Annotated in this window: 25 protein-coding genes; 17 read left to right on the top strand and 8 right to left on the bottom strand. The window is 66.1% G+C overall.

Annotation, left to right across the window (positions count from 1 at the left end):
* Positions 1 to 33: 33 nt before the first annotated feature.
* The 7 genes from ACH442_RS40760 to ACH442_RS40730 all read left to right on the top strand — a co-directional run bounded on the left by ACH442_RS40760 (position 34) and on the right by ACH442_RS40730 (position 5,558).
* Positions 34 to 1,437 carry a MarR family transcriptional regulator gene (locus ACH442_RS40760; protein ID WP_396343489.1) on the top strand — a complete coding sequence of 468 codons (1,404 nt, stop codon included), beginning with the start codon at positions 34 to 36 and terminating at the stop codon, positions 1,435 to 1,437.
* A 302-nt stretch (positions 1,438 to 1,739) separates the two neighbouring features.
* Positions 1,740 to 2,729 (top strand): DUF932 domain-containing protein, encoded by a 990-nt coding sequence (locus ACH442_RS40755; protein WP_396343488.1) that lies wholly within the window; start codon positions 1,740 to 1,742, stop codon positions 2,727 to 2,729.
* 88 nt (positions 2,730 to 2,817) lie between these two features.
* Positions 2,818 to 3,222 (top strand): hypothetical protein, encoded by a 405-nt coding sequence (locus ACH442_RS40750; RefSeq protein ID WP_396343487.1) that lies wholly within the window; start codon positions 2,818 to 2,820, stop codon positions 3,220 to 3,222.
* Complete coding sequence (locus tag ACH442_RS40745) at positions 3,219 to 3,662, top strand: hypothetical protein (RefSeq protein ID WP_396343486.1); 444 nt, start codon at positions 3,219 to 3,221, stop codon at positions 3,660 to 3,662. The genes ACH442_RS40750 and ACH442_RS40745 overlap by 4 nt, the downstream gene beginning before the upstream one ends.
* Before the next feature lie 37 nt (positions 3,663 to 3,699).
* Positions 3,700 to 4,038: a hypothetical protein gene (locus ACH442_RS40740; protein WP_396343485.1), complete on the top strand. Its 339-nt coding sequence runs from the start codon at positions 3,700 to 3,702 to the stop codon at positions 4,036 to 4,038.
* Positions 4,039 to 4,117: 79 nt separating this feature from the next.
* Positions 4,118 to 4,459, top strand: a complete 342-nt coding sequence (locus tag ACH442_RS40735) for a hypothetical protein (RefSeq protein WP_396343484.1) — start codon at positions 4,118 to 4,120, stop codon at positions 4,457 to 4,459.
* 82 nt (positions 4,460 to 4,541) lie between these two features.
* A complete protein-coding gene (locus ACH442_RS40730; protein ID WP_396343483.1) occupies positions 4,542 to 5,558 on the top strand; it encodes a hypothetical protein in 1,017 nt (338 codons plus the stop codon).
* 76 nt (positions 5,559 to 5,634) lie between these two features.
* On the opposite strand, the gene ACH442_RS40725 is transcribed toward ACH442_RS40730, so the two are convergent.
* On the bottom strand, positions 5,635 to 5,853 hold the full coding sequence (locus ACH442_RS40725; protein WP_396343482.1) for a hypothetical protein: 219 nt from the start codon (positions 5,851 to 5,853) through the stop codon (positions 5,635 to 5,637).
* Positions 5,854 to 6,202: 349 nt separating this feature from the next.
* On the opposite strand from ACH442_RS40725, the gene ACH442_RS40720 reads away from it, so the two are divergent.
* The 4 genes from ACH442_RS40720 (at position 6,203) to ACH442_RS40705 (ending at position 9,253) form a co-directional block, all read left to right on the top strand.
* Positions 6,203 to 7,015 (top strand): SAM-dependent methyltransferase, encoded by an 813-nt coding sequence (locus ACH442_RS40720; RefSeq protein ID WP_396343481.1) that lies wholly within the window; start codon positions 6,203 to 6,205, stop codon positions 7,013 to 7,015.
* A gap of 599 nt (positions 7,016 to 7,614) precedes the next feature.
* Positions 7,615 to 7,944, top strand: coding sequence for a hypothetical protein (locus ACH442_RS40715; RefSeq protein WP_396343480.1), 330 nt, complete (start codon positions 7,615 to 7,617; stop codon positions 7,942 to 7,944).
* 12 nt (positions 7,945 to 7,956) lie between these two features.
* Positions 7,957 to 8,493, top strand: a complete 537-nt coding sequence (locus ACH442_RS40710) for a hypothetical protein (protein ID WP_396343479.1) — start codon at positions 7,957 to 7,959, stop codon at positions 8,491 to 8,493.
* Positions 8,494 to 8,749: 256 nt separating this feature from the next.
* Entirely contained in the window at positions 8,750 to 9,253 is a 504-nt protein-coding gene (locus ACH442_RS40705; protein ID WP_396343478.1) for a barnase inhibitor, read from the top strand.
* Positions 9,254 to 9,317: 64 nt separating this feature from the next.
* Here the strand turns inward: ACH442_RS40705 and ACH442_RS40700 are convergent, their stop codons facing one another.
* The 3 genes from ACH442_RS40700 to ACH442_RS40690 form a co-directional block, all read right to left on the bottom strand.
* On the bottom strand, positions 9,318 to 9,650 hold the full coding sequence (locus ACH442_RS40700; RefSeq protein ID WP_396343477.1) for a hypothetical protein: 333 nt from the start codon (positions 9,648 to 9,650) through the stop codon (positions 9,318 to 9,320).
* Between the two features lie 269 nt (positions 9,651 to 9,919).
* Positions 9,920 to 10,177, bottom strand: coding sequence for a hypothetical protein (locus ACH442_RS40695; protein WP_396343476.1), 258 nt, complete (start codon positions 10,175 to 10,177; stop codon positions 9,920 to 9,922).
* Positions 10,178 to 10,225: 48 nt separating this feature from the next.
* On the bottom strand, positions 10,226 to 11,854 hold the full coding sequence (locus ACH442_RS40690) for a methyl-accepting chemotaxis protein (RefSeq protein ID WP_396343475.1): 1,629 nt from the start codon (positions 11,852 to 11,854) through the stop codon (positions 10,226 to 10,228).
* A gap of 216 nt (positions 11,855 to 12,070) precedes the next feature.
* Here ACH442_RS40690 and ACH442_RS40685 point away from each other — a divergent pair, with 216 nt between their 5' ends.
* The 4 genes from ACH442_RS40685 to ACH442_RS40670 all read left to right on the top strand — a co-directional run bounded on the left by ACH442_RS40685 (position 12,071) and on the right by ACH442_RS40670 (position 15,513).
* Complete coding sequence (locus tag ACH442_RS40685; RefSeq protein ID WP_396343474.1) at positions 12,071 to 12,601, top strand: ATP-binding protein; 531 nt, start codon at positions 12,071 to 12,073, stop codon at positions 12,599 to 12,601.
* On the top strand, positions 12,490 to 12,933 hold the full coding sequence (locus tag ACH442_RS40680; protein WP_396343473.1) for an STAS domain-containing protein: 444 nt from the start codon (positions 12,490 to 12,492) through the stop codon (positions 12,931 to 12,933). Before ACH442_RS40685 ends, ACH442_RS40680 begins: the two co-directional genes overlap by 112 nt.
* A gap of 117 nt (positions 12,934 to 13,050) precedes the next feature.
* The gene (locus ACH442_RS40675) at positions 13,051 to 15,021 is read left to right on the top strand and encodes a PAS domain S-box protein (RefSeq protein WP_396343472.1); all 1,971 of its coding nucleotides are present in this window, start codon (positions 13,051 to 13,053) and stop codon (positions 15,019 to 15,021) included.
* A gap of 111 nt (positions 15,022 to 15,132) precedes the next feature.
* On the top strand, positions 15,133 to 15,513 hold the full coding sequence (locus ACH442_RS40670; RefSeq protein WP_396343471.1) for a response regulator: 381 nt from the start codon (positions 15,133 to 15,135) through the stop codon (positions 15,511 to 15,513).
* A gap of 276 nt (positions 15,514 to 15,789) precedes the next feature.
* Here the strand turns inward: ACH442_RS40670 and ACH442_RS40665 are convergent, their stop codons facing one another.
* Together ACH442_RS40665 and ACH442_RS40660 are read right to left on the bottom strand one after the other, a co-directional pair.
* The gene (locus tag ACH442_RS40665) at positions 15,790 to 16,434 is read right to left on the bottom strand and encodes an SMI1/KNR4 family protein (RefSeq protein ID WP_396343470.1); all 645 of its coding nucleotides are present in this window, start codon (positions 16,432 to 16,434) and stop codon (positions 15,790 to 15,792) included.
* 1,401 nt (positions 16,435 to 17,835) lie between these two features.
* Positions 17,836 to 20,508 (bottom strand): LysM peptidoglycan-binding domain-containing protein, encoded by a 2,673-nt coding sequence (locus ACH442_RS40660; protein WP_396343469.1) that lies wholly within the window; start codon positions 20,506 to 20,508, stop codon positions 17,836 to 17,838.
* A 146-nt stretch (positions 20,509 to 20,654) separates the two neighbouring features.
* Between ACH442_RS40660 and ACH442_RS40655 the strand changes: the two genes are divergently transcribed.
* The gene (locus ACH442_RS40655) at positions 20,655 to 22,529 is read left to right on the top strand and encodes a hypothetical protein (protein WP_396343468.1); all 1,875 of its coding nucleotides are present in this window, start codon (positions 20,655 to 20,657) and stop codon (positions 22,527 to 22,529) included.
* 934 nt (positions 22,530 to 23,463) lie between these two features.
* Here the strand turns inward: ACH442_RS40655 and ACH442_RS40650 are convergent.
* The gene (locus tag ACH442_RS40650) at positions 23,464 to 24,948 is read right to left on the bottom strand and encodes a recombinase family protein (RefSeq protein ID WP_396343467.1); all 1,485 of its coding nucleotides are present in this window, start codon (positions 24,946 to 24,948) and stop codon (positions 23,464 to 23,466) included.
* Here ACH442_RS40650 and ACH442_RS40645 point away from each other — a divergent pair.
* Positions 24,947 to 25,474 (top strand): SAM-dependent methyltransferase, encoded by a 528-nt coding sequence (locus ACH442_RS40645; RefSeq protein WP_396343466.1) that lies wholly within the window; start codon positions 24,947 to 24,949, stop codon positions 25,472 to 25,474. The two genes, ACH442_RS40650 and ACH442_RS40645, sit on opposite strands and share 2 nt — an antisense overlap.
* Positions 25,475 to 25,550: 76 nt before the next feature.
* Here ACH442_RS40645 and ACH442_RS40640 read toward each other — a convergent pair whose 3' ends face one another.
* The gene (locus ACH442_RS40640; protein WP_396343465.1) at positions 25,551 to 26,597 is read right to left on the bottom strand and encodes a CPCC family cysteine-rich protein; all 1,047 of its coding nucleotides are present in this window, start codon (positions 26,595 to 26,597) and stop codon (positions 25,551 to 25,553) included.
* Positions 26,598 to 26,742 lie beyond the last annotated feature (145 nt).

The raw sequence follows: 26,742 nt of genomic DNA, 5'->3' as shown, positions 1-26,742 counted from the left end.
TGTCACCCCTTATTCCCGAGGAGGGGAGTTCCCATGGAATTGCAGTCCCTGACGCCTGCCACGCAGGCCGTCCTCAAGGCGCTGGTCGACCTCGGCCAGGGCAACGTCCACGAACTGGCGGAGAGGTCCGGCAAGGCTCGTTCCACCACCGACAAGGCCATTCGGACCCTGGCTGAGGCCGGTGTGATCGTCGAGGTCGACCTCGGCGCGGACGCGGCCGAGGGCACGCCCACCCGATGGACTCTGTCGGACGATGCCAGGTCCGCGCTGGACTCGGCCGAGCTCAGCGACGAGAACGCCGCCGGCCCGGATGAGCCCGCCGACGAGCCGGACTCCGACCCGGCCGACGAGGCAGACAATGGCGAGAGTTCGCCGACCGGCGACGACAGCCAGGCTCTGCAAACCGGCGGATCCGGCGAGGAAGCGACCGACGAGCAGGACACGCGCGACGGCGACGGCCAGAGCGACGAGGACCACGACAACGACGACGAGGGCCAGGCCGACGAGGAGGACACGGACGCCCCGGCCACGGGGGAACCGCGCATGGTCGTCGCACCGCCGCGTCCCGGTGACCGCAAGGTCATGGCCATCAAGGGCGTCCTTGCCGAGTTCGGCGACGACGGTGCGACGGTTGACATGATCGTGGCCGAGAGCGGCATCAGCCACCCCACCACCGTCCGGTTGCTCGACGCGATGCAGCAGGCCGACGCCGCTCGTCGCCTGCCGCTCAAGACGGGCCTGCCGGAGCGGTGGATCGCCGGGCCGACCAAGGCATCCGAGGTCGACCCGAATCCGGAGCCGCCGCGCTGCGCGCTGTGCTTCCAGGTCATCCGGGGCGTCACCAGCACCCCGGCGGCCGTGGCGGCGGTCCAGAGTCTCATCCGCCCGGACGGAACGCTGCACATCGTCGGCCCGGACGACGAGGTCCACGCCGTGAAGCTGCCGACCCGGCTGGCGCCGCGAACGCTGAACACCACTCCGAGCACCGGGGGGCACCGCAGCGACGCGACCGCCAACGCCGACGGCAACCAGCCCTTCCAGCGCGGCGAACTGGAGCGGCTGACCGTCGCCGAGCTGGCCGTCAGCCCCGGCCGGCCGATGACTCCGCAGGAGATCGCCACCGCGATCAGCGCGAAGCTGGGCGGCCGCAACGTCAGCTCCGGCGCGGTGCGCAACAACTGCACCAAGGCCGCCGCCGCGGGAACCATCCTGATGGTCTCCGACGCGCCGCTGACCTTCGTCATCCCGAAGCCCGCCGTCGGCGACGACACCGCCAAGAACGAGGCGGATGCCGAGCAGGCCGACAACCGCACCGACAACGGGGACGGCACGGGCGACGACCAGGCCGAGCACGCCGACAACGCCGACGGCATGAGCGGCGCGGGCGGCGACCAGTCCGACACCGACCAGGACTCCAGCGACACCCAGCAGTCCTGACCGATTCCCATCCTCGCGGGGCCGAGCGCACATGCGCCCGGCCCCGCACCGTCGCGTCGCCGTCAGCCCGCACCTTGCTCGCGACGGCGTCATGCGCTGGGTGATCGGCATCCAGGACCAGACGGCACGGAGATCTACACCGAGCACGAGCTACCCATCACGGCCCGGCCCGAAGATGTCGCGGCGCGGGTCCGCACGGTGATGGCCGAGCACGACATCAGCCAGTCCTGACCCACCTTCCAAACCTCGCGGGGCCGCGCTTCTGCTCGGCGCCGCACCTGTATCCGAGAAAAGGAGAACCCGTGCCACACGAACTCGAGCAGTTCGCCGACGGCAGCACCGCGTTCGCCAGCGCCCGACTGTCGGCCTGGCACCAGCTGGGCACCGTCACCCAGAACACCATGAGGGCCGAAGAGATCATGGCCGCCGCCAAACTCGGCGACTGGGGCGTACGGACCATCCGCACGGTCGGCATCGACATCGTCGACGGCGTCGAGGTGCAGATCCCCGCCGACGACAAGCGGATGACCGTGCGCCGTAACCCGGTTACCGGGGCCATCGAGTATCTGGGGATCGTCGGCACCGACTACACCGTGGTCCAGAACGAGCAGTGCGCCGATATGCTCGACCAGGTCGTGGACCAGGTCGGCGGCGCCCACTTCGAAACGGCCGGCAGCCTACGCCGTGGCAAGAGCGTGTTCGTCACGATGAAGCTGCCGGACGCGATGACCATCGCCGGAGTCGACCGGATGGACCTCTATCTGATCGGCACCACCAGCCACGACGGGACCGCCGCGCTGCGGGTGGACGCCAGCCCGATCCGGGTGGTGTGCGCCAACACGCAGCGGGCCGCGTTCGCGCACGCCGTCGGGCACTACACCTTCCGGCACACCAGCAACGTCAACTCCCAGATCAGCCAGGCCCGCGAGGCGCTGGGCCTGATGTGGAAGTACATGGACACCTTCGAGCGGGCCGCCGAGCGGATGCTGAACGAGGCGCTGACCATGCGCGAGTTCGAGAAGGTCGTCGGCCAGGTGTTTCCGGTCAAGGACAACGCGTCGGAGACCACCAAGCGCAACGCCAAGCAGCGGCTCGGCACATTGAAGTACCTGATCACCGAGGCCGACACGCAGAAGGCCATCAAGGGCAGCCGGTGGGCCGGATACCAGGCCATCACCGAGTACCTGGACCACTACCAGCCCGCCAAGGACGAGACCACCCGCGCCAACCGCGTGCTGACCGGCACCACCGGCGATCTCAAGCTCGTCGCCTTCGACCTGCTGAAGGTCTGACCACCGCTACCCCTCCACCCGCCCGGGGCATGTTGACCCCGCGCGGGGTCAACATGCCCCGGCTCGTACCCCGAAAGGACACGAGCCGATGACCGCGATAACCCCTCACCTGTTGCACCCGCGCGACCCGCGCCAGTCGGTCTGCGGGATCCCCGCCGACGAGGTTCGCCGGTGGGAGACCGACAACCCGCCCCGCGCCCACACCTGCGAGGACTGCCTCACCCAGTACGAGGAGGCGGCCAGGCCGGACGACGCCAGCCACCCGATCGGCGACGCGACGCTGATCGACACGCTGCGGCGCATCGTCGCCGAGAAGCAGTACCTCAAGATCGACGGGGTCTTGGTCGACGTCTGGTCCGCCAGTGTCACCGTCGCCATCTGGGACCAGCTGTACGAGGAGAAGCGGCAACGCCTGCTGAGGTTGCCGTCGCACGAGCTGATCCTGCGGTGCATCCGCATCTACGCCTCCCTCACCACAGAGGGAGGCCAATGATGGCCGACCGGCAGCCGCAGTGGTTCCACTTCGGGCCGTGGGTCTTCGACATCGATGCCGCGCTGAAGCTGATCGCGACCACACACCACGAAACCCAGCAACTCGACGTCACGGCGTGGGCCACCGCCTACAGCCTGCATCACCTCGACGACCCGCACCGCCTGGCCGTCAGTCTCATCGGCCCCACCCGAGATGCCGTCGACCGGGTCTATGCGATGAGCACCGACCTGAGCGACCCGGTGATCCTCGGCCTCGTCCGCGTCGGGGACGGTTCGCCTGCCGGGCTGCTGATCGACGGCGTGCACCGGCTCTACCACGCCTGGCGCAAAGGCGTACCGCACCTGCCGGCCTACGTGCTCACCGCCGAGGAAACCCGAGCCGTCCAGCACGACAAGCTGCTCGGCCCCGGCGGCACCAGCCTCGTCGGCCCCTCCTCCTGACCCCTCACCACCACATCGACGTTCATTCGGAGCCACGATGACCTACCTGATGCCCTGGCAGCGTCCTTGCGACTGCCGCTGCCCCCTGCACGCGCGACGGACCCGGCTCACCTATGACGAGTTCAGCTGTGCCTGCACCATCACCTGCGCCACCCAGCCCATCACGCTGCTGGCCGACCGGTGGGGCTGCGCGCTGTTCCTCGACCAGGGCGGCGACCTCTGGCAGGTTCCGGCCCTGCCCGACGGGACCTGGAACTGGGAAAACGCCGGAAACATCGACACCCGGCACGACTTGTACCACGCGAGCGTGGTGATCGAGACCCGGTTGCGGGAGCTCGTTCACGTGCTCGCGAACCCCGAGGTCTTCAACCTCTGAGACCGCACATCCAAGGTGGGCCGCCCGCGTGGGCGGCCCACGGCCCTTTTTGTGCTTCACGACCCTTTGGGAGACAGCTATGTACCAGACACCTCGCCCCGCCTATGACCTCGCCTGCGACTGCGACTGCCCCATTCACCGCGGCCACCTGCGCTCGGTCTACAACGCGCCGGGCTGCCGCTGCCTCACCAGCTGCGCCAGCCAGCCCATGACCCTGCTCGCCCCGCAGATCCACGGAGCGCTGTTCCTCGACCGCGACGCCGCACTCTGGTTCGTGCCCGCCTTGCAGCCGGGGCACTGGGACTGGCGGTGCGCAACCCCCGTCACCGGCGCCCACCCACTGGCCGAGACCACCACCACGATCGGCGGCTTCCTGGCCGAGACGCAGGTGTGGCTCCGCGCGTACAAGCAAGACCTCTGACCGAACCCGCTCCGCTTCACCCTGGCCGGCCGCGCATCCGCGCGCAGCCCGGCCTTTTTCGTTTTCACTGAAAGGCCAGCTCATGACCAAAGCCGTTTTCGGCATCGTCACCGCCGTTATCGTCGCCTGCCTCGGCGTGCCCATGCTGCTGCTCTCCGCCGTCATGGGCGGCAGCTCCGGGGCGTGCCACGTCGCCACCGCACCGAGCACCAGCGCGTCCGGACGACCGACGGCCACCACGAAGTGGGACACCGATCAACTCAACATCGCGCTGACCATCATCCAGGTCGGCGTCACCAAAGGCGTCGGTAGCTGGGGCCAGACCATCGCCCTGGCCGTCGCCATGCAAGAGTCCGGGCTACGCAACCTGCCCTACCTCGGGGCCAACAACGACCACGACTCCATCGGCGTCTTCCAGCAGCGCCCGAGCCAGGGATGGGGCACCCCCGAGCAACTGGCCGATCCCGCCTACCAAGCGGGCAAGTTCTACGACAAGCTCAACACCATCTCCGGATGGCAAACCATGCCACTGACCGAGGCGGCCCAGGCGGTCCAGGTCAGCGCCTACCCGGACGCGTACGCGAAGTGGACCACCGACGCCATCACCCTAGTTGATCAATACGGGACCGGTGAAATAAGCCTCGACTGCTCGGCGATGCCGTTCGGCAGCGCCGAACCGGCGCCGCGCAACTCCGACGGCTCCTGGCCCACTGAGACCTGCTCCATCGTCCCGGACCCGACAACCGGAACCGGCTGCCTCACCCCGCGCACCCTGCACCTCGTCCAGCAGGTCACCGCCGCCGGCTGGCCGAAGCCCGGCTGCTTCCGCGTCGACGACCACGGTGAACACCCGAAGGGCCGCGCGTGCGACTTCATGACGACCTCCGGCGGCGAGGCGTCCGGGGCACAAAAGGCACGAGGGGATGCGATGGCCGCCTGGGCGGTCGCCAACGCCGACCGCCTCGGCGTCATGTACGTCATCTGGTTCCGCATGATCTGGACCAACGACGGTCGGGGCTGGCACGCTTACGACAATCCCTACGGAGGCGATGATCCCTCCGGCTGGCATACCAACCACGTCCATATCAGCATGTACTAGAAACATTGAAAGTTTCATCTGATGATGAATCCGCACCGTTGGCCGACGGCCCCGCGAAGCTATCAATAGAATGAGGTCAATAATCGCGCCGCGGAACCGCGAGGATCCGTCTGGCATCCCGTTTGAGATCCCAGTCGAGAATCAGAAGCAGAAGGCACAGGCCGCCGCCAACGCCGCCAGTCCACCGAGGAAACGGCTCGGCCCACAGCGCGGCGATGACCAGCAAGGTCAAGGTCATCAGCCACTGGAAGGCGGGCGTGTAGATCAGCCACGGCGGCCTTTTTTCCAGGGCCATCCGCGAGACCTTCACTGCGAGAGCGTCAACGGCGTCATCCGGATGCCGCTCACCTCGCTTGGAGAGTCGTGCCACCTCCAGGCGAGTCTTGAACGGGACCTTATGCCATTCGGCAGCGATCGCACGCCTTTCCCGGCGCGTCAAACGCGTTCCAGTCATAACGAAGGATAAGACGATGCCGCCGACCGCCAATAATCAAGTCGCACATCGCACCCGTTCGTGTGGGCCTGTCGCGTGACCCGCGCAACTGGCGGACCATCTACGCTCGCGTGTCTCACCGTCGTAGCAGGCTGGTCTCGGGGTGTGGCCGCCGCGAGCCTGGCCCTCCAGAATCGACTATCGTCCTCCCATGGCCTCGGGAGCTGACAGGATCAACATGGACGTTGCACACCCGGCACGTCGGTACAACTACTGGCTCGGGGGCAAGGACAACTTCGCCGCGGACCGAGCGTCTGCCGACGAGATTGAGCGAGCTTTCCCGACCGCCCGTATCGCGGCTCAAGCCAACCGGCAAACGCTAGGCCGGATGGTTACCTACCTCGCACGCGACGCGAAGCCAGCGGTACGGCAGTTCCTCGACATCGGCACGGGTCTTCCTACAGTAGATAACACCCACGAGGTCGCCCAGCGTATTGCCCCGGAAAGCCGCATCGTTTACGTCGACAACGATCCGCTGGTCATGAGTCATGCTCGCGCACTGCTCACCAGCTCGCCCGAAGGCCGGACTGCCTACATCGAGGCCGACCTGCGTCAATCGCGGGACATCCTTGCCGACTCGCAGCTGCGCGAGGTTCTCGATTTCGGTCAGCCGGTCGCGGTGATGCTGATCGCCGTCGCGCACTTCATCCCTGGCCCCGGCGCGGCGAAACCGTTGCTCGACACGCTCATGGAACCCCTCGTCTCCGGCAGCTACGTGGCGCTCACCCACATGACGACCGACTTCATGACACCTAAAGACCGGCAGACCTACACCGCCATGTTGGAATCCGGCAAGAGCGACGTCTGGCCTCGCAGCAAAGACGAGATCGAAGAGCTGCTGGCCGGCCTGGACCTCGTCGAACCGGGCATCGTGCTCGGCACCAACTGGATGCGCGAGCCTCAATCCGGCGACCCGGCCCCGGGTGAGACGAACTTCTGGGCTGCGATGGCGCGCAAGCCCTGAACCTTCCCCGGCAACCGGACGAGCGCGGCGAACCCCGCGCAGAGCCGAGCTGACATTCGGGCGCGTTACCCCCGTGACGGAGGCTTGTGCAGCCCGGCGTACAGCTCGCCGATGGCCTTCCGCGCCTTCGGCGTCGAGGTCGGCGCTTCGGCAAAGGCAGATGCAGTACTGAACGCCGGTAATCAGCAGGCCGAGCCCGGCGACCGAGGCCAGCAGGATCACGAGTCCCCACCCGAGGACGGTCAAGGCGTGCAGGGCCGAGTCCTGTAGCGACAGCAGGACAGCGAAGGTGATCGCACCGAACACCGCCATGAGTTCGCCGGTGGCGAAGTAGAGCACCTGACGTTTGAGCCGATCCCTGATTTGCGCGGTGTGGTCCGCGGGATAGACCCGAGGAACCAGACCAGTGTGCCGCATGCCGGGCGGGTCGCGGGGCCCCGACACCGGGGCACCATGATCGTCCAATCTTTGACCGTCTGCCCTGGTAAGGGCTGGGGTGACGCCGCACCTACCGGGTAGGGCTTGACGAGTCGCGCGGATGGAGCGGGAATCACGCCAGTCCGGCACGAACCGATCATGGCCCGTGAGGGGAAACCGTCATGACCCACCCGCACACGCAACACCCGGAACTCCTGATAGACGCGCTCACCGCCGTCCGGGACGCCATCCTGCTGTGTTCCACGATGATCAGGAACCCGGACCGGAAGGTGGTGACGGCCATGCTCAACACCGCCGCCGCGACCGGGGAATTCACCGAGCTTCTGCTGCGGGAATCGGCTCCGCCCGCCGACGACGAGGAACCGGGCACCGGCGAGGCGTTGGAACGCGCAACCGATCTCGCGGGCGATACCCGCCGCCACCTCATCACGGCCTTCCACCTCATGGGCGGTGCCCGCGCCATCGCGACCAGCGTCGCCGAGAACCGATAGGGGCGGCGATCCATGTACGACGACGGCATCAACGACATCGAGTTCCCGACCCCCATCTGCCCGATCACCGAGCCGCACCCGAAGCACCTGATCCCCGGGACCTGGCGGCAGCAGTGCAATGGCGTCGAAGGGCCTCCGGTCGAGCACATCGCGACTGACGAACACACGTGTACCGAGTGTGGTCACCTGGGCCGTGGCAACGTCGCCGGATGCGCCTGCATCGGTTGCGACGATGAGACCTCTGTCAAGGGGATCGATCCGGTCCTGGCGTCGTACCGCGCGGCCGGATTGGCCTTCCGGCCCTACCGGTTCAACGCACCATCGAAGGCAGCGGAGGAGTCCATCGCGTGTCCGGAGTGCTCGGCCACGCCCGGCGAGAAATGCCGCTGGCCGGACGGGGGGACGTGCGTGTCCCGCCTTAACGCGTATCGGTTGACGGCCGAGGAGCGTGACGCCCACAGTTCCGTCTACTGGGAGACCGTGACCGAGGGGCTGCCGCGAAAGCCAGCCTGGTCGATCCAGGCGTCCGATCCGCGACGGAGATCCTGAACCAGGCTTCTTTGCCAGTCGCCCGGGGATCCTCGCCGAGACGCGACCCCCACATCCCACTGTGCGGGGGTCGCGTGACGTCAGGAGTCCGTGCTTACAACCTCCTGACCCGACACAGCTAGCGGACGAGGAATGCTCTTGCCGGTCTGGTGTCTTCGCTGTTAAGCGGGGCACCGAGTGATCCTGACGGCCTGACGCGGCCCCAAGTGGCCCCACCACGATGGCCGTCGGGTTTGCGGCGTCATGACACTGCGTTATGCAGCGCCTGGTCCGGACCGCGCGCTATCTGCGGCAGATGAGCGAGCATGGCGCCGACGCAGCCACCCTCCATACTTGGCTCGTGGAAAAGGACGGCATTGACCTGCCTGTGCTCGTCGTAGACGGGGCGAGCTTCGTTGATTTCGACGGATTCGCCCGAGAATTCTCCAAGTTGCTATGTCGCTACACCTGGCGCGGAAACCTGGACGCGTTCAATGACATTCTTCGAGGAGGCTTCGGAACGCCCGAAGATGGCTGGGTGCTGCAGTGGCAGAACTCCGAGTTGTCCAGGACAGCGCTGGGCTACGAGGCGACCATCCGTAGGCTTGAACAGATCCTCGTGACATGCCACCCGTCCAACCGTTCCGTCATCCGAGACCGGATCGCGACTGCGCGACGGGGGGAAGGGCCGACGCTCTTCGACGAGATTGTCGAGATCATCCGCGAGCACGGAGCCGGCGGTGGGGAGTCCGAAGACGGGGTCGTGCTGGAGTTGGCGTAACCGCCTGCGACCGCGTACTGGTGCGACCGCGCGACTCGCGGCAGACATCCCATGTTTTTCGATGTCAAGCGGTGAGCTGCAAATGGGCCCAGGCGGTGGCTTCGTCGTAGGCGGTCTTGGTCTTGAGGCAGCCGTGCAGGATGCCGACGAGGCGGTTGCCGAGCTGGCGCAGGGCGGCTTGGTGGCCGATGCCGCGTGAGCGTAGTGCCTGGTAGTAGGCGCGGGCGCCGGGTGAGCCGCGCATGGCGCAGAACGCCCACTGGTGCACAGCGTCGGCGAGGCGGCGGTTGCGGGCGTAGCGGGCCAGCACGACCCGCCGGCCGCTACTGGAGCCATCCTGCACCCGCAGGCTGACGGAACCTATTAGATCAGTGCGTCGGCGGTACTTGCTGCTCACCGTGCGCCCGGCTGGAATTCTGACCTGCTAATCCGGCCGTGCGGATATTCCGACGACGCAAATGGGTGGGGTACGTAGCTGTAGTGGCGATGAGCGTTATTGGCAGTGGCGTTGCTGCCTAAAGTTTGAGGAGACTTCGGCGAGGTCGAGTGACTCTGACGGGCCTCATTTCGGTGCTGGGCGCGGATCGTATCGGAATGCCGCTGACTGTTTCGTAGCCAGGGAGGGTCACTGCTACCTGGACCGCTGTTCAATTTCCTGTCTGGTTTTCAACCAGGGTTTCGTGTTTGTCCGGACCGGTCGTTTTCGCCGGGGCCGGCGGCGCGGATCAGGTTGTCGTGGATATGGGTGAGGGCTGCCGCGGCGTCGGTGAGGGCGGCGGCTGCTTGAGGCTGGACAGCGCGGCTGACGGCCGTCGCGTGCAGCACGCCGGCGATGGTGGCACGGGTGTGCAGGGCGGCGGCGAGCAGCTCGTTGATGAGGTCTTGACCGTCGTAGTGGCCGGTGGGCGCGGGTGTTGATGGCATGGCGGGCCGGATCGATCCTTGGAACGGCAACCAGACTGGCTGCGGCGGTCAGTAACGGAATTGTGTGACCAGGGCGTTGAGCTCGGTGGACATGCGCGCGAGTTCGCTGGTGGCGTGTTGTGCCTGCGTGACGCCCGCGCTGGTGAGGCGGGCCGCTTCAGCGACTCCGGTGATGTTCTGCGCGATCTCGCCGGTTCCGCTCGCTGCTTCGGCGACGCTGCGGTTCATCTCGCCGGTGGTCGCGGTTTGCTCCTCCACGGCTGAGGCGATGGTGGTCTGGAAGTCGCTGATCCGGGCGATCACCTGGGTGATCTCCTCGATCGCGGCGACCGCGCCGTTGGTGTCGGTTTGGATGACCTCGACCCGGCGAGAGATGTCCTCGGTGGCCCGGGCGGTCTCCTGGGCCAGATCCTTGACCTCGGAGGCGACGACCGCGAAGCCCTTGCCGAGTTCCCCTGCCCGGGCGGCTTCGATGGTGGCATTGAGAGCGAGCAGGTTGGTCTGCTCGGCGATCGCGGTGATGGCTTTGACGACGTTGCCGATCTCGACGGAGGACTGGCCGAGTTTCGCCATCGTCTGGGAGGTGGCGGCGGTGACGGTGACGGCTTGACTGGCGACCTGGGCGGCCTCGCTGGCGTTGACGGAGATCTCCCGGATCGCGGCACCCATTTCTTCGCTGCCGGCCGAGACGCTGTCGACGCTGCGGGAGATTTCCTCGGTAGCGGTCGACACGGCCTGCGCCTGCACGGACGTCTCTTCGGCGGAAGCGGCGATCTGGCCGGTGGTGGCGGACAGTTCTTCGGAGGCAGCGGCCAGTGACGTCGCCGAGTCGTTGATCGTGGCCACGGTGCGCCGAAGCTGGTTCATGGCTTTGTCCAGGGCCTGGCCCATCTGGCCGGGTTCATCGCGGGTGTGCAGTCCGGTGGTGCGGGTCAGATCACCGTCGGCCAGACCGACACAGACGTCTTTGACCTTGGTCAGTGCCCGGACGATCATCCGTGCTACCCAGAAGCCCAGCGCCAGTGCGAGCAGGCTGCCGACGCCCATCGCGATCAGAGAGGTGTGCCGGCCGGTGTCGTAGACGGACTCTGCGGAGGCGGCGTTCTTAGCCGCGTCGGCTACCTCGGTCTCATCGAGGGTGTCGGTGGCTTTCTTGATCTCGGTCAGGATCGGTATTGCTTCGGCGTCTCTGACCTTCTGCCACCCGACTATGTCGTTGGCGGCACCCAGCTTGATTAGCTTGTCCTGGGCGAGCTGAACGTAGGCTTCCCAGTTCGTCTGCAACGCCTCGATCACCGCCGGGTCACCGGCCGGCATGCTGCCGCGGTAGGCAGCCATTCCGGCGTCGAACGCCTCCTTGTCGGCTTCAAAGGCCTCGAGGTATTTCGCCATCGTGGCCGAATCCTGAGAGATCGCATGGCTGGCCAGATCCAGCCGGGCCTGACGAATCACCGTCTCCAGCTCTCCGACACCCTTGATGCTGGCCACGTTGCTCTTGTAGATCAATTGCGCGGAGGCACTGGTGCTGCTGAGCGCGCTCAACCCGATCATCCCGACAACGATCGTTGCGGCGACCGCAAGACCGACCGCCGCGAGGATCTTGACCTTGACGCTGAGGTCGGTGAAACCCCGCCGTGGCGCGGCAGGGGCTGCGCCTGAGGATGATGTGGTTGTCATCGGGCTTCCTTCACTGCGGGCGCCGGGGCGCTGCGAGCAGGCTCGAAGGTCCGGCGTCAGGGCATTCCTCGGTTCTTTTCGGCATGGACCGCCGAACGCTTAGCGCCGTTGATGCCCCTGACTCTCGTCCATCTGGACCTCTGTTGGAGGCAGGGAGGCATGCGTCCCGGTTGTGATCGCGGGAGCCCGTTCGGGTATGGGTGTACCGTGCGCGCCATGACCAGCGAGCCGGGTGCTGAGCCACCACCGGTGGATCCCGGCAGTGAACCCGGGGTGGAGTTGTTGTCGGCCTCATTCACCGTCGCGAACGTGTCGAGCGTGCGGCATCAGCTTCGCCGGCACGCCGCTGCGGCGGGAGCCACCGGCGATGATCTCGACGATTTCGTTCTGGCCGTGCACGAGTTGGTCACTAATGCCGTGCGTCACGGGGGCGGCAGTGGGCGTCTGTGTTTGCGTCGCCAGGCTGACACTCTCTGCTGTGAGGTGCGAGATGAGGGCGGCATGAGCGGCATGCTGCGTCCGCACCTGCCTGCCGGTGACATGCCCGGCGGGCGAGGGCTGTGGCTGGCACAACAACTCACCGCCGGGCTGACGGTGAGCGCCGGGCCAGTGGGCGTCAACGCGAGTGTGATCATGTGCCTGACCTCGGTGGCGGCCCTGACGGGGCCGTCCACCAGCGACGCAGTTCCCGATGCCCGCCCGTACTGTCAATCCAGCGAAGATCCGGCCAGAGGAGGCGCGTCCTGAGTAGCGAAACCCCCGGCTGGGGCCACCGAAGCTTCTACGATGGGAACCGCTGCGTCGTTGCGCTGCACGGCGAACTCGATATGGCCGACGTCGCCGACCTGCATGGGCTGCTGGCGGACGCGCTCAGTCACGCTTCGAGCGTTGTGCTCGATCTGAGCGCGGTGGCCTTCATCGACTCCACGGTCATCAACACCCTGATCAAGACCCACCAGGCCGCCAGTGCGGCTGGATCCCACTTCGCCGTCGCCAACGCCACCCGTCAGGTTCACCGTGTCCTGGCCATGACAGGCGTACTGCCTACGCTAAGCGCTGCTGGCCACACGGCTGACTGATCTCACCCCGGTCGTGTTCATGGCCCCAGGTCCCGCTGAGCGGCTGGCGGGAGGACCAGGCACCCGTGTGACCTGGGCCTCGCTCAGGTTGCAGGACGGTTGTCCGAACGGAGGGGCATGCCGGACCAGATCTTCTTGATGGGCAACCTAGTGATCATGGTTGCCTATGCGGCGATCACGGTGGCGATCGTGGTACCGGTCGCCCGCGCCGGACAGCTACGCACCAACCGGCTCGCCACCGCCACCGCAATGATCTTCTTCAGTTGCGCGGTCGGTCACGGCCTGCACGCGGTGATGGCCTACCGCACCGTCATACAGGTCCCAGCGGGCCACCAGCTGCACATGGATGCTTCCGGGTGGCGGTGGACCTCGGCAGTGTGGGACCTGCTCACCGCCGCTGTGGGCCTCTACTACTGGACGCTACGCCGCAACTATGGAGTTCTGCTCGGCAAAGGCGCCATCTACGTGGACCCGTGGGGCCAGCACCGACTGGACGAAGCGGATGCTCGCGAACGCGCCGCCCGCGATGTCGCCGAGGCGCAGCGGGCAACCCTGGCGACCGTGGTCGAGCACACCGACGACGCCGTTATCGGAGTCACCCCGGAAGGGATCATCACAGCGTGGAACGGCGGCGCGGAACGCCTGTTCGCGTACACCGCCGAGGAAGTTCTCGGACAGCCCGCCACCATGCTGGCCGACGACACAGGCTCGGACGAGCAGGCGGGCGTGCTCGCTCGCATCAAGCGGGGCGAGCGTGGCATGGCCTACGAGACGCGCCGGCTGCGTAAGGACGGAACAGTCGTCGACGTCTCACTGACGATCACACCGATCACGGACCAGACCGGCACCGTCATCGGCGCCTCGGCCGTCGCCCGTGACATCACCGCGGCCAAGGAAGCCGCCGAGCGTCGGCGTGCCATCGAGGAACGCAGCAACCAGGCGCAACGCCTGGAAAGTCTCGGCAAACTGGCCGGCGGTGTCGCGCACGACTTCAACAACATCCTGGCGATCATCGCCAACTACACCGAGTTCGTGGCAGAGGAGACCGCTGACCAACCGGACGTGCAAGCCGACCTGGCCCAGGTACGTACGGCAGTGGAGCGGGCGACCAACCTGACCCGGCAGCTGCTGACCTTCACCCGCGCAGAGGCCACCCAGCCGCAAGACGTGGACCTCAACGCGGCAGTCACCGAAGTACAGATGATGTTGGAGCGCACCATTGGCGAGCACATCAATCTGATCGCCGTGCCCTCCCCGCAACCGCTGACCGTGCACGCCGACCCAGGTCAACTCCAGCAAGTACTGCTGAACCTGGCGATCAATGCCCGTGACGCGATGCCCGAGGGCGGCACCCTGGTCGTGGAGGCCAACACCGCCGCGCTGGACGGCGACGAGGTCAACATGCAACCACCCCTGCCCGCCGGCACTTACGCCCGCCTGCTGGTCAGCGACACCGGCGAGGGCATGTCACCGGAGACCGCAGCACGGATCTTCGAGCCGTTCTACACCACCAAGCCCCAGGGCCGCGGCACCGGACTCGGGCTGGCCACCGTCTACGGCATCGTGACCGAAGCCGAAGGCAGTATCAACGTGTACTCGGAGCGGGGCATCGGCACGACCTTCCGGATCTACCTTCCGCTGGCGACCACTACGGCCGACACAGCTACCTCACCGCCGGCACCCCGTACGACGCCGCCGCGCGGAGACGGCAGCACGGTGCTGGTCGTCGAGGACGAACCAGCGCTCGCCCGCGTAGTCACCCGCATTCTGACCAACGCCGGATACCACGTGCTCACCGCGGCCGACGCCTCCGAAGCGCTCGGCCTGTACGAACAACACGGCTGCGACACCTTGCTCACCGACGTGATCATGCCGGGGATCTCCGGACGTCGTCTGGCCGAGCTGCTGCACGAACGCCAGCCAGGACTTCCAGTGCTGTACATGTCCGGCTACAGCAACGGCCTACTCGGCACTACCCATATCCTCGACGAGGACCTCGCATTCCTCGAGAAACCCTTCACCGCCGCCGACCTGCTCCACGAGCTCGCAGCGACGCGCGAAAGAAGCTTGTCCCACGTTCGGCTATGACCGGCGTTTCTTGCAAGGCGCCCGCGATCCGGCCCACGCAACACCTCATGACAAGCACCCAGCGGTACCTCACGGCACCCGGAACAGAACAACGCAGAAGGCAGGCGCACCATGAGTCACGTTGTGGCGGCAGACGATGACCCCAGCGCCCGCAGCGTGGTGGAAAGAGTCTTGACACGCGCCGGCCATACGGTCGACTTGTGCAGCGACGGCCGCGAGCTGGTCACTGAAGTCCGGGCCCAGCATCCGGACGCCGTCGTGACCGACAACGAAATGCCAGGGATGACCGGCCTGCAAGCACGCGCCGAGCTACTCACGACGCCGGATACGGCACACATTCCCGTCGTCATGGCCACCGGCTCCGTCACGCCCGAACAAGCCGCCGAAACACTCCAGGACGGCGACCGCATCGTGCGCAAACCGTTCCAGCCCTCAGAACTGCGAAACGCCGTACAAGACGCATTGATGCACCGGCGACCGCGACCTGCCTAACCCTCAGCAGCCACCGCCAGCTACCACGGGCCGGACGCCGTACGAGGTGGAGCGACTCTACTCCTAACCCGGCATGCCCTAATAGAGTACCGAGTACGCCACACCGCCCATTTGCTAAGATTGATGTTGAGGCTTCTGGAAATTGTTGCTGAACCGGTTGGAAAACGGCGAGCCGTCGCACTCTTCTCGGCATGAGCGGATGCGGAATCGCCAAGTATCCACCGGGCGAAACGCCTCGCTGGTGGTCGGCGCGCACGATCGGCGGCACGAGTGCATTCACCTTTCGGCCGCTGCCCGTTCCGACTGGCAGAGCCAGGTGCGGTACCAGTCGGCGAAGGTCATGCGGCTGCCGTCGGGGTTCTGCAGCGGACGGAAGCCCTCCTCATCCGCCGTGTCATCGGCCCACATCTGACCACGGGACGGGCCGCTTACCACCAGCGCTTCATGTAGGGCGCAGCCAAGGTGACAGAGGTAGAGCAAGCCGGTCGAGTGGGCCGGATCGAAGAGAGTTTCGCTGCGCATTTCCCACCAGGCGTCCTCCTCTCGCCCGAACTCCGGCCGAGGAGGCAAGTCGTCGGCCGGATTAAAGGCTCGGATGTGAGCAAACGGTCGGACAAGTGCTTCGCGGTCGTTGAGAGTGGCAGCGCCGCCCTCCCATGTCCAACGCTCATCCAACCGGTGCACAGGAAAGAGGCCGTATGCCGGGCCGGCGCCGCCGCGGCTCACCTCCAGCAGGAACGAACGGTACTCAACCGGAAGCTCGACACTCAGCTGGCCCTCCAACTCGGCAAGCTCATCGACGGTCAACGGTTCCGCCAGCCGCCAGCCGTGCGAGGTCGCGCCAAAGACCTCGGCGGCACCGGTGAGTCCCGCCAAAGCGGCGATGCGGGGCCGGACGTCTGACCAGTCGATCTCTGTCATGGCCGGACCCTAGCGCTACCCACTGACACAAGATTAGGTCTGAGGCGGCGAAACTCAACGCACTCTCATCGGCATGTAAGCGCGGCGTCGGGAATGCGACGTGACGCCCGCGCTGCAACTCTCCGCTATTAAGCAGTGCGCCGAGCCGGACGCCTCGGTGGGGCCACCTGAGGCCGTCCGGGTGGGGGCCACGTGATGCCGTCAGAACCCGCACCGGGCCGACGATGTTCAGCGCCCGCCTGCCGGGGTGATCCTGATGTACACGGGGGAGGTCGCCCTCCCACTCGTGGCGTTTGCGCCGTCCGAGGCCGGTGCTGGGCGGCACTCGGGCGGCCCGGGAGAGATCGATCCCGGTGGGGACACGGCCCTGGGCGGTCTCGCTGTCCCAGAACCGGCGCATGGCAGCGACGGCCGAACGGTCGGCTCCTCGTCACTCTCGTGTTCGTCATCGTCGCCGTCGGGGTCGCTATAGGGATCGCGCGGTGCGGAAGCCCACGGCTGCGATCGGCCATCCACCTCGGGCACATCGGCGAACCTCCGGTGGTCAGCGTTTGACGGTGGCCGACGCTGAGCCTGCCCTGCGGCGTGACGCGCGGGGCCTTCATTCCCGGACTTGCGTTTTGCCGAGTTGGACCGTCCTCGGCCCGCGCCGGCGGGCCGAAGACCGGGCGTTTCTGGCTGATGCGGTCTTCGGTCCGACCATCATGCGTTGAATGCAGCTACCGCTGAAACGGCCATGTTCCCGGCCGAGCGATGATTCTGCTGGGTCGCGGGGGCGCGAATTGGGTTCGGTCTTTCGTACGGTGCTGTTGTGCTGACAGCATGCTGTGGTGAATGCTCCCGTCCGCTGGTCCGGCATGGAGTCATCCTGGCGTCGTCGTTTGACTTGGACCTTTCATTACGGTGACCGTGCGGGACCCGGTCTACTTGGCGCAGCCATGGCAGCATGGGTCGGCGCCTCCTGGCTGCCCGCCGGTGCCTCGGTCTTGCGGCCTGTCGCGGCGGCGATTGCTGCTGTCGGGATCGTGGCGTATTCCGGGAAACTGCTCATTCATCAACGCAGTCTGTGCCTTACCTGCCTCGACCTGGCGGTCCTGGCGGATCCGCAAGCCGCCGTCCGCAGGCATCGGCATCGTTTGAGTCTGTTCCATCGGGACTGGCTGCGAGCCTTGATCGGTCTTGTGGCTCCCGTGGTCATTGTGGCGGACCTAGCACAGTCAGAGCGGTGGTGGCTTGTCCGGGGGGCGGCCGGGCTGGTCGCGGTCGCCGGATATGTCTACTGCCTTCTAGCTATAGACGCGCACCGTCGTCTGCAGCCCTGGTGCCCGTCGTGCCGCCGGTTGAGGCCGTAGCGGCATTCGCCGGTATGGCCGGAGCTGAAGTGGGGTCGCTGGCAGTTGATCAGCTTTTGCCTAGCGTCCTGTTACGGAGGTCGTTTGCCAGCGCGATCGTTTCCTCTTTGGGTTCTGCGTCGAGGTCAGCCAGTGCTTTGGTCAGGGCGCGTAGCAGTGTGCGGATGCCGTCGGCGTCGCCGAGTGCGTGCCTGGCCTGCATGGCTTTGGTGTAGAGGGCTTCGTTGTAGATGTCCAGGTTGATGGCTTTGTCGAGAAGGTCGGATGCGGCTTGGGGGCTGTCGGTGATTAGGTCGTCGGCCAGCATGAGGTGGGCGTCGTTTCCCCAACGGCGTACGGCTTCTCGGTGGGGCGCAAGCCATTCGTAGTCGCGGCCTTCCGCTAGTGGGGCGGTGTATAGGTCGCATGCTGCGGTGAGGAGCTCACGGCGGTGTGGCGCGGTTGCGATGGTTGCGCTGCGTACCAGGTCGCGGAGGGTCCAGACGTCGACATCGACCGTTGCTGGGTCGAGGCGGTAACGTCCGGCGGTTTTGATGACGTAGGAGTTTTTGGGCTCGGCGGCGCCGGCGCGGCTGAGTACGTGGCGCAGGTTCGAGGCGTTGGTGTGCACCCGTTGGTCGGCCTGGCTGATGCGGGCATCTGGCTCGAGGTGTTCGCCGATGTCGCGGGTGGCGACCCCGTCGGGGTGGACAGCGAGAAAGACCGCGAGCTCCAGAGCTTTGGCGCGCAGCGGCCGGCCCTCCCCGGTGATGCCTTCGATGCGGGGCGGACCGAGTACGCGTAGCCGCGCCCGAGCCGACGTGGGCGTTGTTGGTGTGCTGGAGGCAGTGTCGGCTGGTTCGGTTTTGGTTTGGCTATCTTGCAGGGGGAGGGGTGTGGCCGGTGTGGTGACGGTCGGGGGTTCGCCGGTGTGTGCCTCTCGGAGTACCGCGAGGATGTCGAGCGTGGCATCTGGATCGAGGACGGGCAGGCGGGGCGGCAGCGGCTTGGTGGGTTGCCCCGACACGACTGTGGTGGTTCCGTCTGAGGCGACGTCGGCGGTGGCACCGTGGGCCCACTCGCCGAGCAGGATTGCCGACACGCGCAGTCCCTCACCCAGCGCGAGGGTTGCTTTGGCCCGCATGCGGTTACCGGCGGCCGGGGCTTCGGTGACGAGCATGACCGGCGGCAGCGCCTCCTCATCGGGAGCTACCTGACGAAGTTCATCGAGATCGGCCAGTTCGTGCTCGTCGAGGACGCGGCTGCGGTGCAGTATCCGGGCTTCGATCACGGCGAGCGCGCCGTCGAGGTTGGCCGTGACGTTCATACGTGGCCACTGGTCCAACTTAGGTGCGGCTGGACCGAACAATCTGGTTAACGTTGCCATGTCGATGACGATCTCCGCCTGGGCGTCCGGGTGGCGCGGATTGCCGGATGCCAGGACCGCGACGAGCGCCGCGCGGGCTGCTGAGGTCGCGCCGTCGCCGACGAGGCCGGTTCCGCCAGCCGGTAGTGGCACCAGGTCCGGAAGGCCGGGCGGCTCGCTATCGAAGTTCGGCAGGTTGGGATTGAGGTGAACCTTACGGCGTACTTCGGCCACGGACGATGGAAGCTCCGTCGGCGTGTCGGTCTCTGGTTCGCCGGTGTAGCGACGGCGGCGCTGGAGCCAGACCATGGCGGCGGCTGCACTGATTGTGGCCGCGAGAGTCCACGATATCCAACTACTGGTTGAAAGCTGCACGCCGTGCTCGTCGTTGACCCCGGCCGAAGGCGCGTCGCCAGTCGTCGGCGACGACGAGGCCCGGTCGGCGGTTGACGATGCCGACGGGGACGTGTCGGCGGTAGGAGCGGCAGGCGACGGTCGCGGGATGCCGGGTTCCCGTGGGGCCGCCGGTCTCGCCGACGGTAAATCGTCCTCGCGTGGCGAAGCGGATACCCTCGGGGGCTTGGTCGCAGCACCGGCGGGTGGGCGGGCATCGAGCGGGAGCCGGATCTTCCAGCCGGGGTAAATGAGGTCGCAGTCGGTCAGCTCAGCTCCGCCGATCTGGTGCTGATGCCGATTTAGACGGCAGATCTCGGGCCAGCGGTCTGCGTCCCCAAGCCACCGCCGGGAGATCTTCGAGAGAGTGTCACCGCGTTTCACCTCGTACTCGAACCGGGTGTCACCGACCATCACCGTGACCGTTCCGCCTTGCCGCAACGTGCTCGCGCCCGGCTGCCCGCCGTCGAGCGCCGTCGTGCCCACGGCTGGAGACTGACCAGCTGTCGCGCCGACATGAGGAACGGTGACGAAAGCTACGACGGCCGTTCCCGCAAGGCCGAACAGCAGCCGGTGCAGCGGGGCCGGGAGACGCCATCGTGGGAAACGCCAGCCCATCACGACCGTGACCAGGCTGCCGACGAGCAGGATCATCATGATCGCCCAGAGCAGCCACAACCCGATCGCGACTACCGCGACGGCAAGTTCAGGCGTGCTCTGCGAGTGCTGGCTACCCAGAAACGCCGTCAGGAGTTCCCGGGACGGTACGAGTCCTCGGGGATCTCCAAAGACCAGCACTAATAGCGTCGGCGGAATCACGCTCAGAGCAAGCACACCGACCAGGACCCGACCGACCGCGAGGACACGCCAGCCGTTGACCTTCTTCTCGCTCGGGCTGGCCGGCGTTGCGGCCCACACGGAGGGCTGGCGGGCGAAGGCGGCGGCCTTGCGCTTTACCTCGTCGAGTTCGTTGCCTTCGCTCATCAGCCTGCCTCAAAAGATCTCGCCGAGACTAGATCTTTACCGGCGCACTCACCGCTCCAGCCACCGGATTTGTCTGCATCTATCGCCATCCGAAGAATGTCAGCACGGGATCACCTAGAGTAAGTCTCTTTGGGACACTGCCCGGCATGGCCGTGAACGATCTTCATCTGGCTGTACATATCGGCGCCTGGTGGACCACAGCGGTCTACACGCAGGGCACCACCGCGCAGCCCCTCTACTTCGACGGACAAGCACGCCTGCCCACCGGTGTCTACCAGCCACTAGACAGCGGTGCCCTACTCACCGGAGTTACAGCGCTCGCAGCAGGCATCGATGACCCTGACCGATATCGGCCAGACCCTATGGCGTTGCTCCACGCCGCTGCACCCACCGACAATGGCACTGCGGCGGTCGCGGCGGTCCTTGCCCACGTGGCCAACCTTGCTGCCGGGCAAACAGCGAGTCCCGTCATGGCGCTCACCATCGTCACTGGCCGTGCATGGGGTCCCCGCGCCCGGCAACGTCTCCAGCAGGCGGCGATCAGCGCTGGGCTGCCTGACCCGCACATCGTCACTTCGGCTGCGGCGGCCGCGAGCGTCGTCAACCAGCCAGGCACGGACGGACCGGTCCAATACGTGTTGGTCGGCACGCCCAGCATGGAGCTGGCGATCTTAGATTGCGCGGCTGGTTACCAGCAGCTCGCTTACCTTCCTGTCCAGGACTCAACCGCCGCTAGCGTCGATCAGGTGCTTGTCCAGATTGCCACCGAGCGCGCCGCTGGCGACTCCGCAATTTCGCCGTCTGACTGGCGAATGATGCGTGAGATTCAGCAGGCCCGCGCCACTCTTGCCACTCAGCCTCGTGCGTCGTTGTTGCTTCCCGAGCCCTACCCGCCTGCACCGCTGGGCCGTGCGGATATTCAGTATGCAGTCGCGCCGCACCTAGATCGATTTGAGGAATGTGTCAAACAGCTAGTGGCCGAGGTCGAACTGGAGACCTCGGAAGTTGGCGCCGTAGCGCTCATAGGCGAAGATGCCGTCACCCTGGAGCTGCAGGCAGCCCTTGCCGCCACGGAGCTGGCGCCGGCGGCTATCCTCCGGGACCCTCATGCGATCCCTCGGGGCGCGCTACAGCTCACCCAGCCGCTGCACACAGGAAATCCGGGCACCGCAGCCACGGTGCGGCTACCACGGACCCGGCTGACGCTGGCCAATCTCGCTCGGGTCGCGGTCCTCGCTGCCTGTTCCGTCGCCTTGCTGCTGCAAACGATCAAGACAGCGCTGACGTGGAAGACCGGCGGGACGGTCACTGCTGTATACCTCCCGCAAGAGAATCTCGCCTTAGCAGCGTCACTCGCGGCGCTCACCGGCTGGGCAGCAGCTCAGCTGGCACCCACCACCTGGATCGTCTCCGCACCCGTCGATGACGACGTCACAACCGGCGTACTCCTGCGCCGTGGCTACCTCAGCGCGGCGTCGCTTAGCCTCGCCATCGCCGGGCTGTGGGGCATGGGCACCGGCATCGGCGTCCACTACACCGTCAATTCATACCTCAAAGCCGCCCTGATCGCCGCAGCCCCCTTCGCCGCCGCCGCGGCCATCATCGCCGTCGTTGCACCGCGCATCCCCGCACCAGCACTCCCGGCGTGGCTCCGCCGCGCGAATCCACCTGTGTCGGCTATCGCTCTGGCCGCAGCCGGTGTCTTCATCGAACAGCTGGCGTTCTCGACCTCTCCCACATATTTGTTCAACATGGCCGGTCTCTTCCAAACGGCTGGCGCCGCCATGCTCGGAGCTGCCACCGCCTTTACCGCGACTCGCCAGCCATTACTTCGAGGTATCGCCGGCGTAATCCTCGGCGGCGGATACGCCCTCGTCACCGGCTTCTTCACCGCTCGGTACCTGACGATCGCTTACATTGTCGTCCTCGTCTGGTGGGCGGTCACCACCACCGCGACCACGATCACAGCGAGCACCTCAATCGGCGCACTTTTCAGACGGCTGCTCCCTCCAACCGGATAACCACCGCTGTTGCGGGTATGTCCACGAAAGCGTCCTTGTCCAGGTCCATCGGTCATGGCACAGCTGGCGCGGTCGTTACTTTGCGGCAAAGGGCTCCGCCGGACCGTACGTCGGAGAACCATGTCGGCGCCGCTGAACCGAACGCTCGCCTGTCCGGTGTGTCCGGGGACAGGGAGCCGACACCTTAACCCCGTAGTCGAGGCCGGTTAGTGCACAACGCCGAGTTGAATACTTGCTGACGGACGGTGTGCACTACCTGCTCCGAGCGCGATTGATACTGCCCCGGTTCGCGCTCGGTCGCGCTGACCCTGCCGCTAGCCGGGCCGCGTGATTTTTGTCCTGCCCGTTGACACGACGAACGAGGCATCCCACGAACGAAGGTCCCACCGGAAGCCCATTTCCGGCGGCCTTGCTCATGTAACACCTCGTTACACAACCGATGGCCTGCAGAGCTTCACGCTTTGCGGGCCATTTCACTAGATCCACCGACCGAGGAGGTACGAAATGGACAACTCCACGACGATGCAACGGCCCAGATCATCGGCTCCGGCCGCCTATGGCTGACGACTCGCGACCCTCTACTCCGCCCGTTCCGGAGGAACCAGGACCGCCGCGGCGGCGCCTTGCCATCGAGGACCGACGTACGACAGCCGACGTCAACAAGGCCAGGGACAGTGAAGCCCTCACGGCGAAAAGCCCTAACGAGCGGCCCGAGCAGGAAGGGGCGAACGCCAACGCAGCGGATGACTCGGAAAGGTCAATTGTGATCATCCAACCTTCGGACTTCAGGTTTCCTAACGCGCTCAAGTACATCGAGTCGGGAAAAATCGTGCTCATCATTCCGCAACCCAGCAACCCTGACTAGACGCCAGAGCAGCAAAATGCAGAGGATCACCCGGCAAAACCCCCGGGTGATCCTCTGCTGCTTCCCCTGCTAGCGCCGGAAACACAAGCCATTGCCAAGGTCGACAATCCCGATCTCGTCGACCGGACGCTTTTCTGCCGCCACCCCGATAGCAACCCCCCACAGTCCCTCTCGCTCCACGAGAGCCATTCCCCATGATCGCTTGACAGCGAGAAGCATGCCGCGCTTGACAGTGTCATCACCCGCATTCCACATGTCAGCTACCGTCTGCCCCGTAGGTGCGTAGTCGAACCGATCAGGAACGATCAGGAATCCCTCCATGCGGGCCTTAATCGCCTTGCGTTCCGCGATCATATTGTCCAATTCGTCATCATCTTCGGTGGCGGACAGCCGAGCCTGTATCTTCCGGAGCTCGGCATGCAGCTCGTCCAGCTCGTGAGCGTTTCCCGTCACCCGCTGAAAAGCAAGAATGTCCGTCGAGTCGCTGGCAAAAATTCCGGCAACAACGTCGATAATGGGTTTCGCTTCAATGCCTTTGAATTCGCCGCAGGACAGACGTCGCTTGGTGTGTCCACCACAGCGAAGCTTTGGCGGGCGCGGCTTCGGCACGCGTGGTTTGCCCGAGCGCGCGTCCCTCGCCGGTGTCATGCCAGCATGAACGAACAACTTCCCCCCACATGCGGGACAATCGAGAATGCCCGAGATCCAATTGGACGGACTGGCGACCGGCCGACCACCCTTGTTCACGCGGCTCTCGCTCATGTTCGCGTCCAACACCTTATTCGCCCGCCACCACAGCGCGGACTCAACAACCGGTTCAACCTCGTGCGCCCACGTCTCCGTTTGCCCCCGATACGTATAAGAACACTCGACAACCCCCGTGTGGTTCGCCGCGAAACGGATGAGATTTTTGACCGAAGTTGGATAGAGGTCGTAAGCGCGGCCCAAATTGGCAAGAGAATCGTCGCTGGCGACACGCTGGTAAATGTCCACAACAGCGGCCGGGTCCTTACACCGCGCCTGCTTGGCATAACGGACGCCCTCCGTCGTCCAGAACGCGGGCAGCGGGCCATGATGCGCCCTGTTGTCACGGATCATCATAATTCCGCGATACGTGTCATCCTTGACCTTTCTGGACTTCTCGGCATTGCCGTACTGGGCCACGAGCGTTACGAGACGACCTGCAAAATCGGTCCGCCCGAACTGCGGCTCACTGATGGAGACAATGTCGCCACCGGCGGATCGGATAGCCAACAGAATCTCAGCCTGAGCGTCCAAATCCTCCCGCCGATCGAGCCGAGACGACTCGGTGACGTGCAAGGTCGAGTAGTCACCACGCGCGATGTCTTCGATCGCCTCGCGCAACGCCGGCTCCTGCGTCCCATGGCTCGCCGAGTAGCCATGCAGGCGGAACCACTTGACGATCGTGACACCACGCTCCACGGCGTCAGCCTCGATCACCTTTATCTGAGACGCCTCGTCCTGACTGCCAGTGCTGACCCGCACGAACCCTGCGCCGAGTGCCACATGTACCCCCATCCGAGAATCGACCATGTGTGCATACTACCCAACATCTATTGACCCGCTGGTACTCGCGCACGCCCGCGCGCTGCTGACCGGCGACCCGCGCGGCAAGACCACCTACCTCGACGCGGACCTGCGCGACCCGGCCCGGATCCTCGGCCATCAGGAACTGCGGGACACGCTCGACCTGACCCAGCCGGTCGCGCTGATGCTGATCGCGATCCTGCACTTCATCCGCGACGCGGAAAACCCGCGCGCGATCCTGGACACGCTGATCGACGCGCTGCCGGACGGCAGTTACGTGGTGGCCTCGCACGTGACCCTGGAATACATGACGCCGGAGGAGTACAAGGCGGTGCGGGCGGTCGCCGAGGCGCAGTCGCAGTCGCGCACCGGGGTCGAGCTGGCCGAGCTCTTCGCCCGGCCGGATCTGACGCCGGTCGGGCCGGGGGTGCAGTCGGTCTCCGAGTGGTGGGCCGAGGATGCGCCGGCTCCCCGCCCGCGCGTCGAGGACGTGGCCTGCAACGGCTTCGTCGCCCGCGTCACCCGGCTCTGAGCAACGCGGCGCGAAGCAGTTCCCACTGCTCATCGGTCAGGTCAGACGGATCCCGCCGTGCACGCTTCACCAGGAATTACACGGGCTCGCTCGGTGGGAAATGGGGCTTCAGTCTCCTTCCCCGACCTTTTCTGACGTACTGGATGCGGGCCTCGTCGAGGCTCAAACTACCGTTCGGTCCGCCTCTGACGACTGCGCTGTCGTGATTGTCCCGGCCGTCGTCCTCCCAGTCGCACTCATCGCAGATCTCGAACCTTCCCCGTCCCGACAGCGTGGCGTGGCCACAGCAGGGACAGGTGTAGGGCTCGTCCCGGGCATCGGCAATGACGTTCCTCATCGAGACATATCGGTCTAGCCAGGCGGCGCGGCTGGGAGCCAGGCCGTCATCGCCTGGTCCCCCCGGAACGCGCGGTACAGGATCGCGTCGCCGGGGGACGCTCTCGGATGGCTGCCCCGTTCCATGGAGGCCGTCCTGGCCCGTTCGCATCGCTGACGATGGGGAGAGACCGGTACTCTCCGGAACGTCTCCTGTGGTTTCGTTTTGCGCCAGCGGCGTGATGCGCCATTGCCACGGACCCGCAGCGTCCAGGCGTCCGGTGTACCGGAGCAGGATCTGTGTGGGGTGCTCCCGCCTTCCCGTCCTCCGTCGTCGCTCAGCGGTCGCGTCCGGAGCCAGCCGATCCAGGATGCGGGTGCTGAACCTCGCGGGTAGCCGCCAGTTCGCCTTCAGACCCTGGGTGATGTCGTGCGTGTGGAGCACCACCTCGGCGGCGCCGAGCGCCGCGAACCCGCTGACATCGCAGGGCCCGAGATGCCAGGCCCGCATGTCCGGACCTGCGGCCCGCAGCGCCGCGACAAGCAGTCCACCGCAGGCCTCGACGGCCGCCAACGCGTCCTGCACCGGAACGCCGTCGTGGATCACCAGATCCAACGGCAGGTATGCGTCCTTCGCCTGGCCTGCGACCTGAGCCGCGTAGGCGAGCAGTTGATGGCCGATATGGGCGGGCGTCTCTCGGCAGGTCCAATCGAGGGTGCCGGCGGCGGCCGACCAGTCCTGGGCCGAAAGCGGTTCGAGAACCTCGCCCATCATACGAACGGCACGCTGCAGGTCCTGAGCCTCCATGCCCCGCATTCTCGCAGGCAGGGCCGGCCGGGTCGGTCCCCTGCAGATCCCGGAACGTCCTTTGCTGCCGCTCCACCGGACTCGAACCGGCTCACCCCGGACTGCCCGGTTGCTCAGCGGGAGCACGGCGCACTTTCCCATCGGC

The organism is Actinoplanes sp. NPDC020271, from assembly GCF_044388125.1.
GTDB lineage: Bacteria > Actinomycetota > Actinomycetes > Mycobacteriales > Micromonosporaceae > Actinoplanes.
This window is presented reverse-complemented; position numbering and strand designations above follow the sequence as displayed.

What these genes read in the sequence shown, in the direction of transcription:
- ACH442_RS40665 (WP_396343470.1), bottom strand. Translation starts at nt 16,434, where the DNA reads ATGACAGAGATCGACTGGTCAGACGTCCGGCCCCGCATCGCCGCTTTG.
- ACH442_RS40705 (WP_396343478.1), top strand. Translation starts at nt 8,750, where the DNA reads ATGCAGCGCCTGGTCCGGACCGCGCGCTATCTGCGGCAGATGAGCGAG.
- ACH442_RS40640 (WP_396343465.1), bottom strand. Translation starts at nt 26,597, where the DNA reads ATGGAGGCTCAGGACCTGCAGCGTGCCGTTCGTATGATGGGCGAGGTT.
- ACH442_RS40745 (WP_396343486.1), top strand. Translation starts at nt 3,219, where the DNA reads ATGATGGCCGACCGGCAGCCGCAGTGGTTCCACTTCGGGCCGTGGGTC.
- ACH442_RS40685 (WP_396343474.1), top strand. Translation starts at nt 12,071, where the DNA reads ATGACCAGCGAGCCGGGTGCTGAGCCACCACCGGTGGATCCCGGCAGT.
- ACH442_RS40735 (WP_396343484.1), top strand. Translation starts at nt 4,118, where the DNA reads ATGTACCAGACACCTCGCCCCGCCTATGACCTCGCCTGCGACTGCGAC.
- ACH442_RS40690 (WP_396343475.1), bottom strand. Translation starts at nt 11,854, where the DNA reads ATGACAACCACATCATCCTCAGGCGCAGCCCCTGCCGCGCCACGGCGG.
- ACH442_RS40695 (WP_396343476.1), bottom strand. Translation starts at nt 10,177, where the DNA reads ATGCCATCAACACCCGCGCCCACCGGCCACTACGACGGTCAAGACCTC.
- ACH442_RS40740 (WP_396343485.1), top strand. Translation starts at nt 3,700, where the DNA reads ATGACCTACCTGATGCCCTGGCAGCGTCCTTGCGACTGCCGCTGCCCC.
- ACH442_RS40655 (WP_396343468.1), top strand. Translation starts at nt 20,655, where the DNA reads ATGGCCGTGAACGATCTTCATCTGGCTGTACATATCGGCGCCTGGTGG.
- ACH442_RS40725 (WP_396343482.1), bottom strand. Translation starts at nt 5,853, where the DNA reads ATGGCCCTGGAAAAAAGGCCGCCGTGGCTGATCTACACGCCCGCCTTC.
- ACH442_RS40720 (WP_396343481.1), top strand. Translation starts at nt 6,203, where the DNA reads ATGGCCTCGGGAGCTGACAGGATCAACATGGACGTTGCACACCCGGCA.
- ACH442_RS40715 (WP_396343480.1), top strand. Translation starts at nt 7,615, where the DNA reads ATGACCCACCCGCACACGCAACACCCGGAACTCCTGATAGACGCGCTC.
- ACH442_RS40730 (WP_396343483.1), top strand. Translation starts at nt 4,542, where the DNA reads ATGACCAAAGCCGTTTTCGGCATCGTCACCGCCGTTATCGTCGCCTGC.
- ACH442_RS40670 (WP_396343471.1), top strand. Translation starts at nt 15,133, where the DNA reads ATGAGTCACGTTGTGGCGGCAGACGATGACCCCAGCGCCCGCAGCGTG.
- ACH442_RS40710 (WP_396343479.1), top strand. Translation starts at nt 7,957, where the DNA reads ATGTACGACGACGGCATCAACGACATCGAGTTCCCGACCCCCATCTGC.
- ACH442_RS40645 (WP_396343466.1), top strand. Translation starts at nt 24,947, where the DNA reads ATGTGTGCATACTACCCAACATCTATTGACCCGCTGGTACTCGCGCAC.
- ACH442_RS40675 (WP_396343472.1), top strand. Translation starts at nt 13,051, where the DNA reads ATGCCGGACCAGATCTTCTTGATGGGCAACCTAGTGATCATGGTTGCC.
- ACH442_RS40660 (WP_396343469.1), bottom strand. Translation starts at nt 20,508, where the DNA reads ATGAGCGAAGGCAACGAACTCGACGAGGTAAAGCGCAAGGCCGCCGCC.
- ACH442_RS40650 (WP_396343467.1), bottom strand. Translation starts at nt 24,948, where the DNA reads ATGGTCGATTCTCGGATGGGGGTACATGTGGCACTCGGCGCAGGGTTC.
- ACH442_RS40760 (WP_396343489.1), top strand. Translation starts at nt 34, where the DNA reads ATGGAATTGCAGTCCCTGACGCCTGCCACGCAGGCCGTCCTCAAGGCG.
- ACH442_RS40750 (WP_396343487.1), top strand. Translation starts at nt 2,818, where the DNA reads ATGACCGCGATAACCCCTCACCTGTTGCACCCGCGCGACCCGCGCCAG.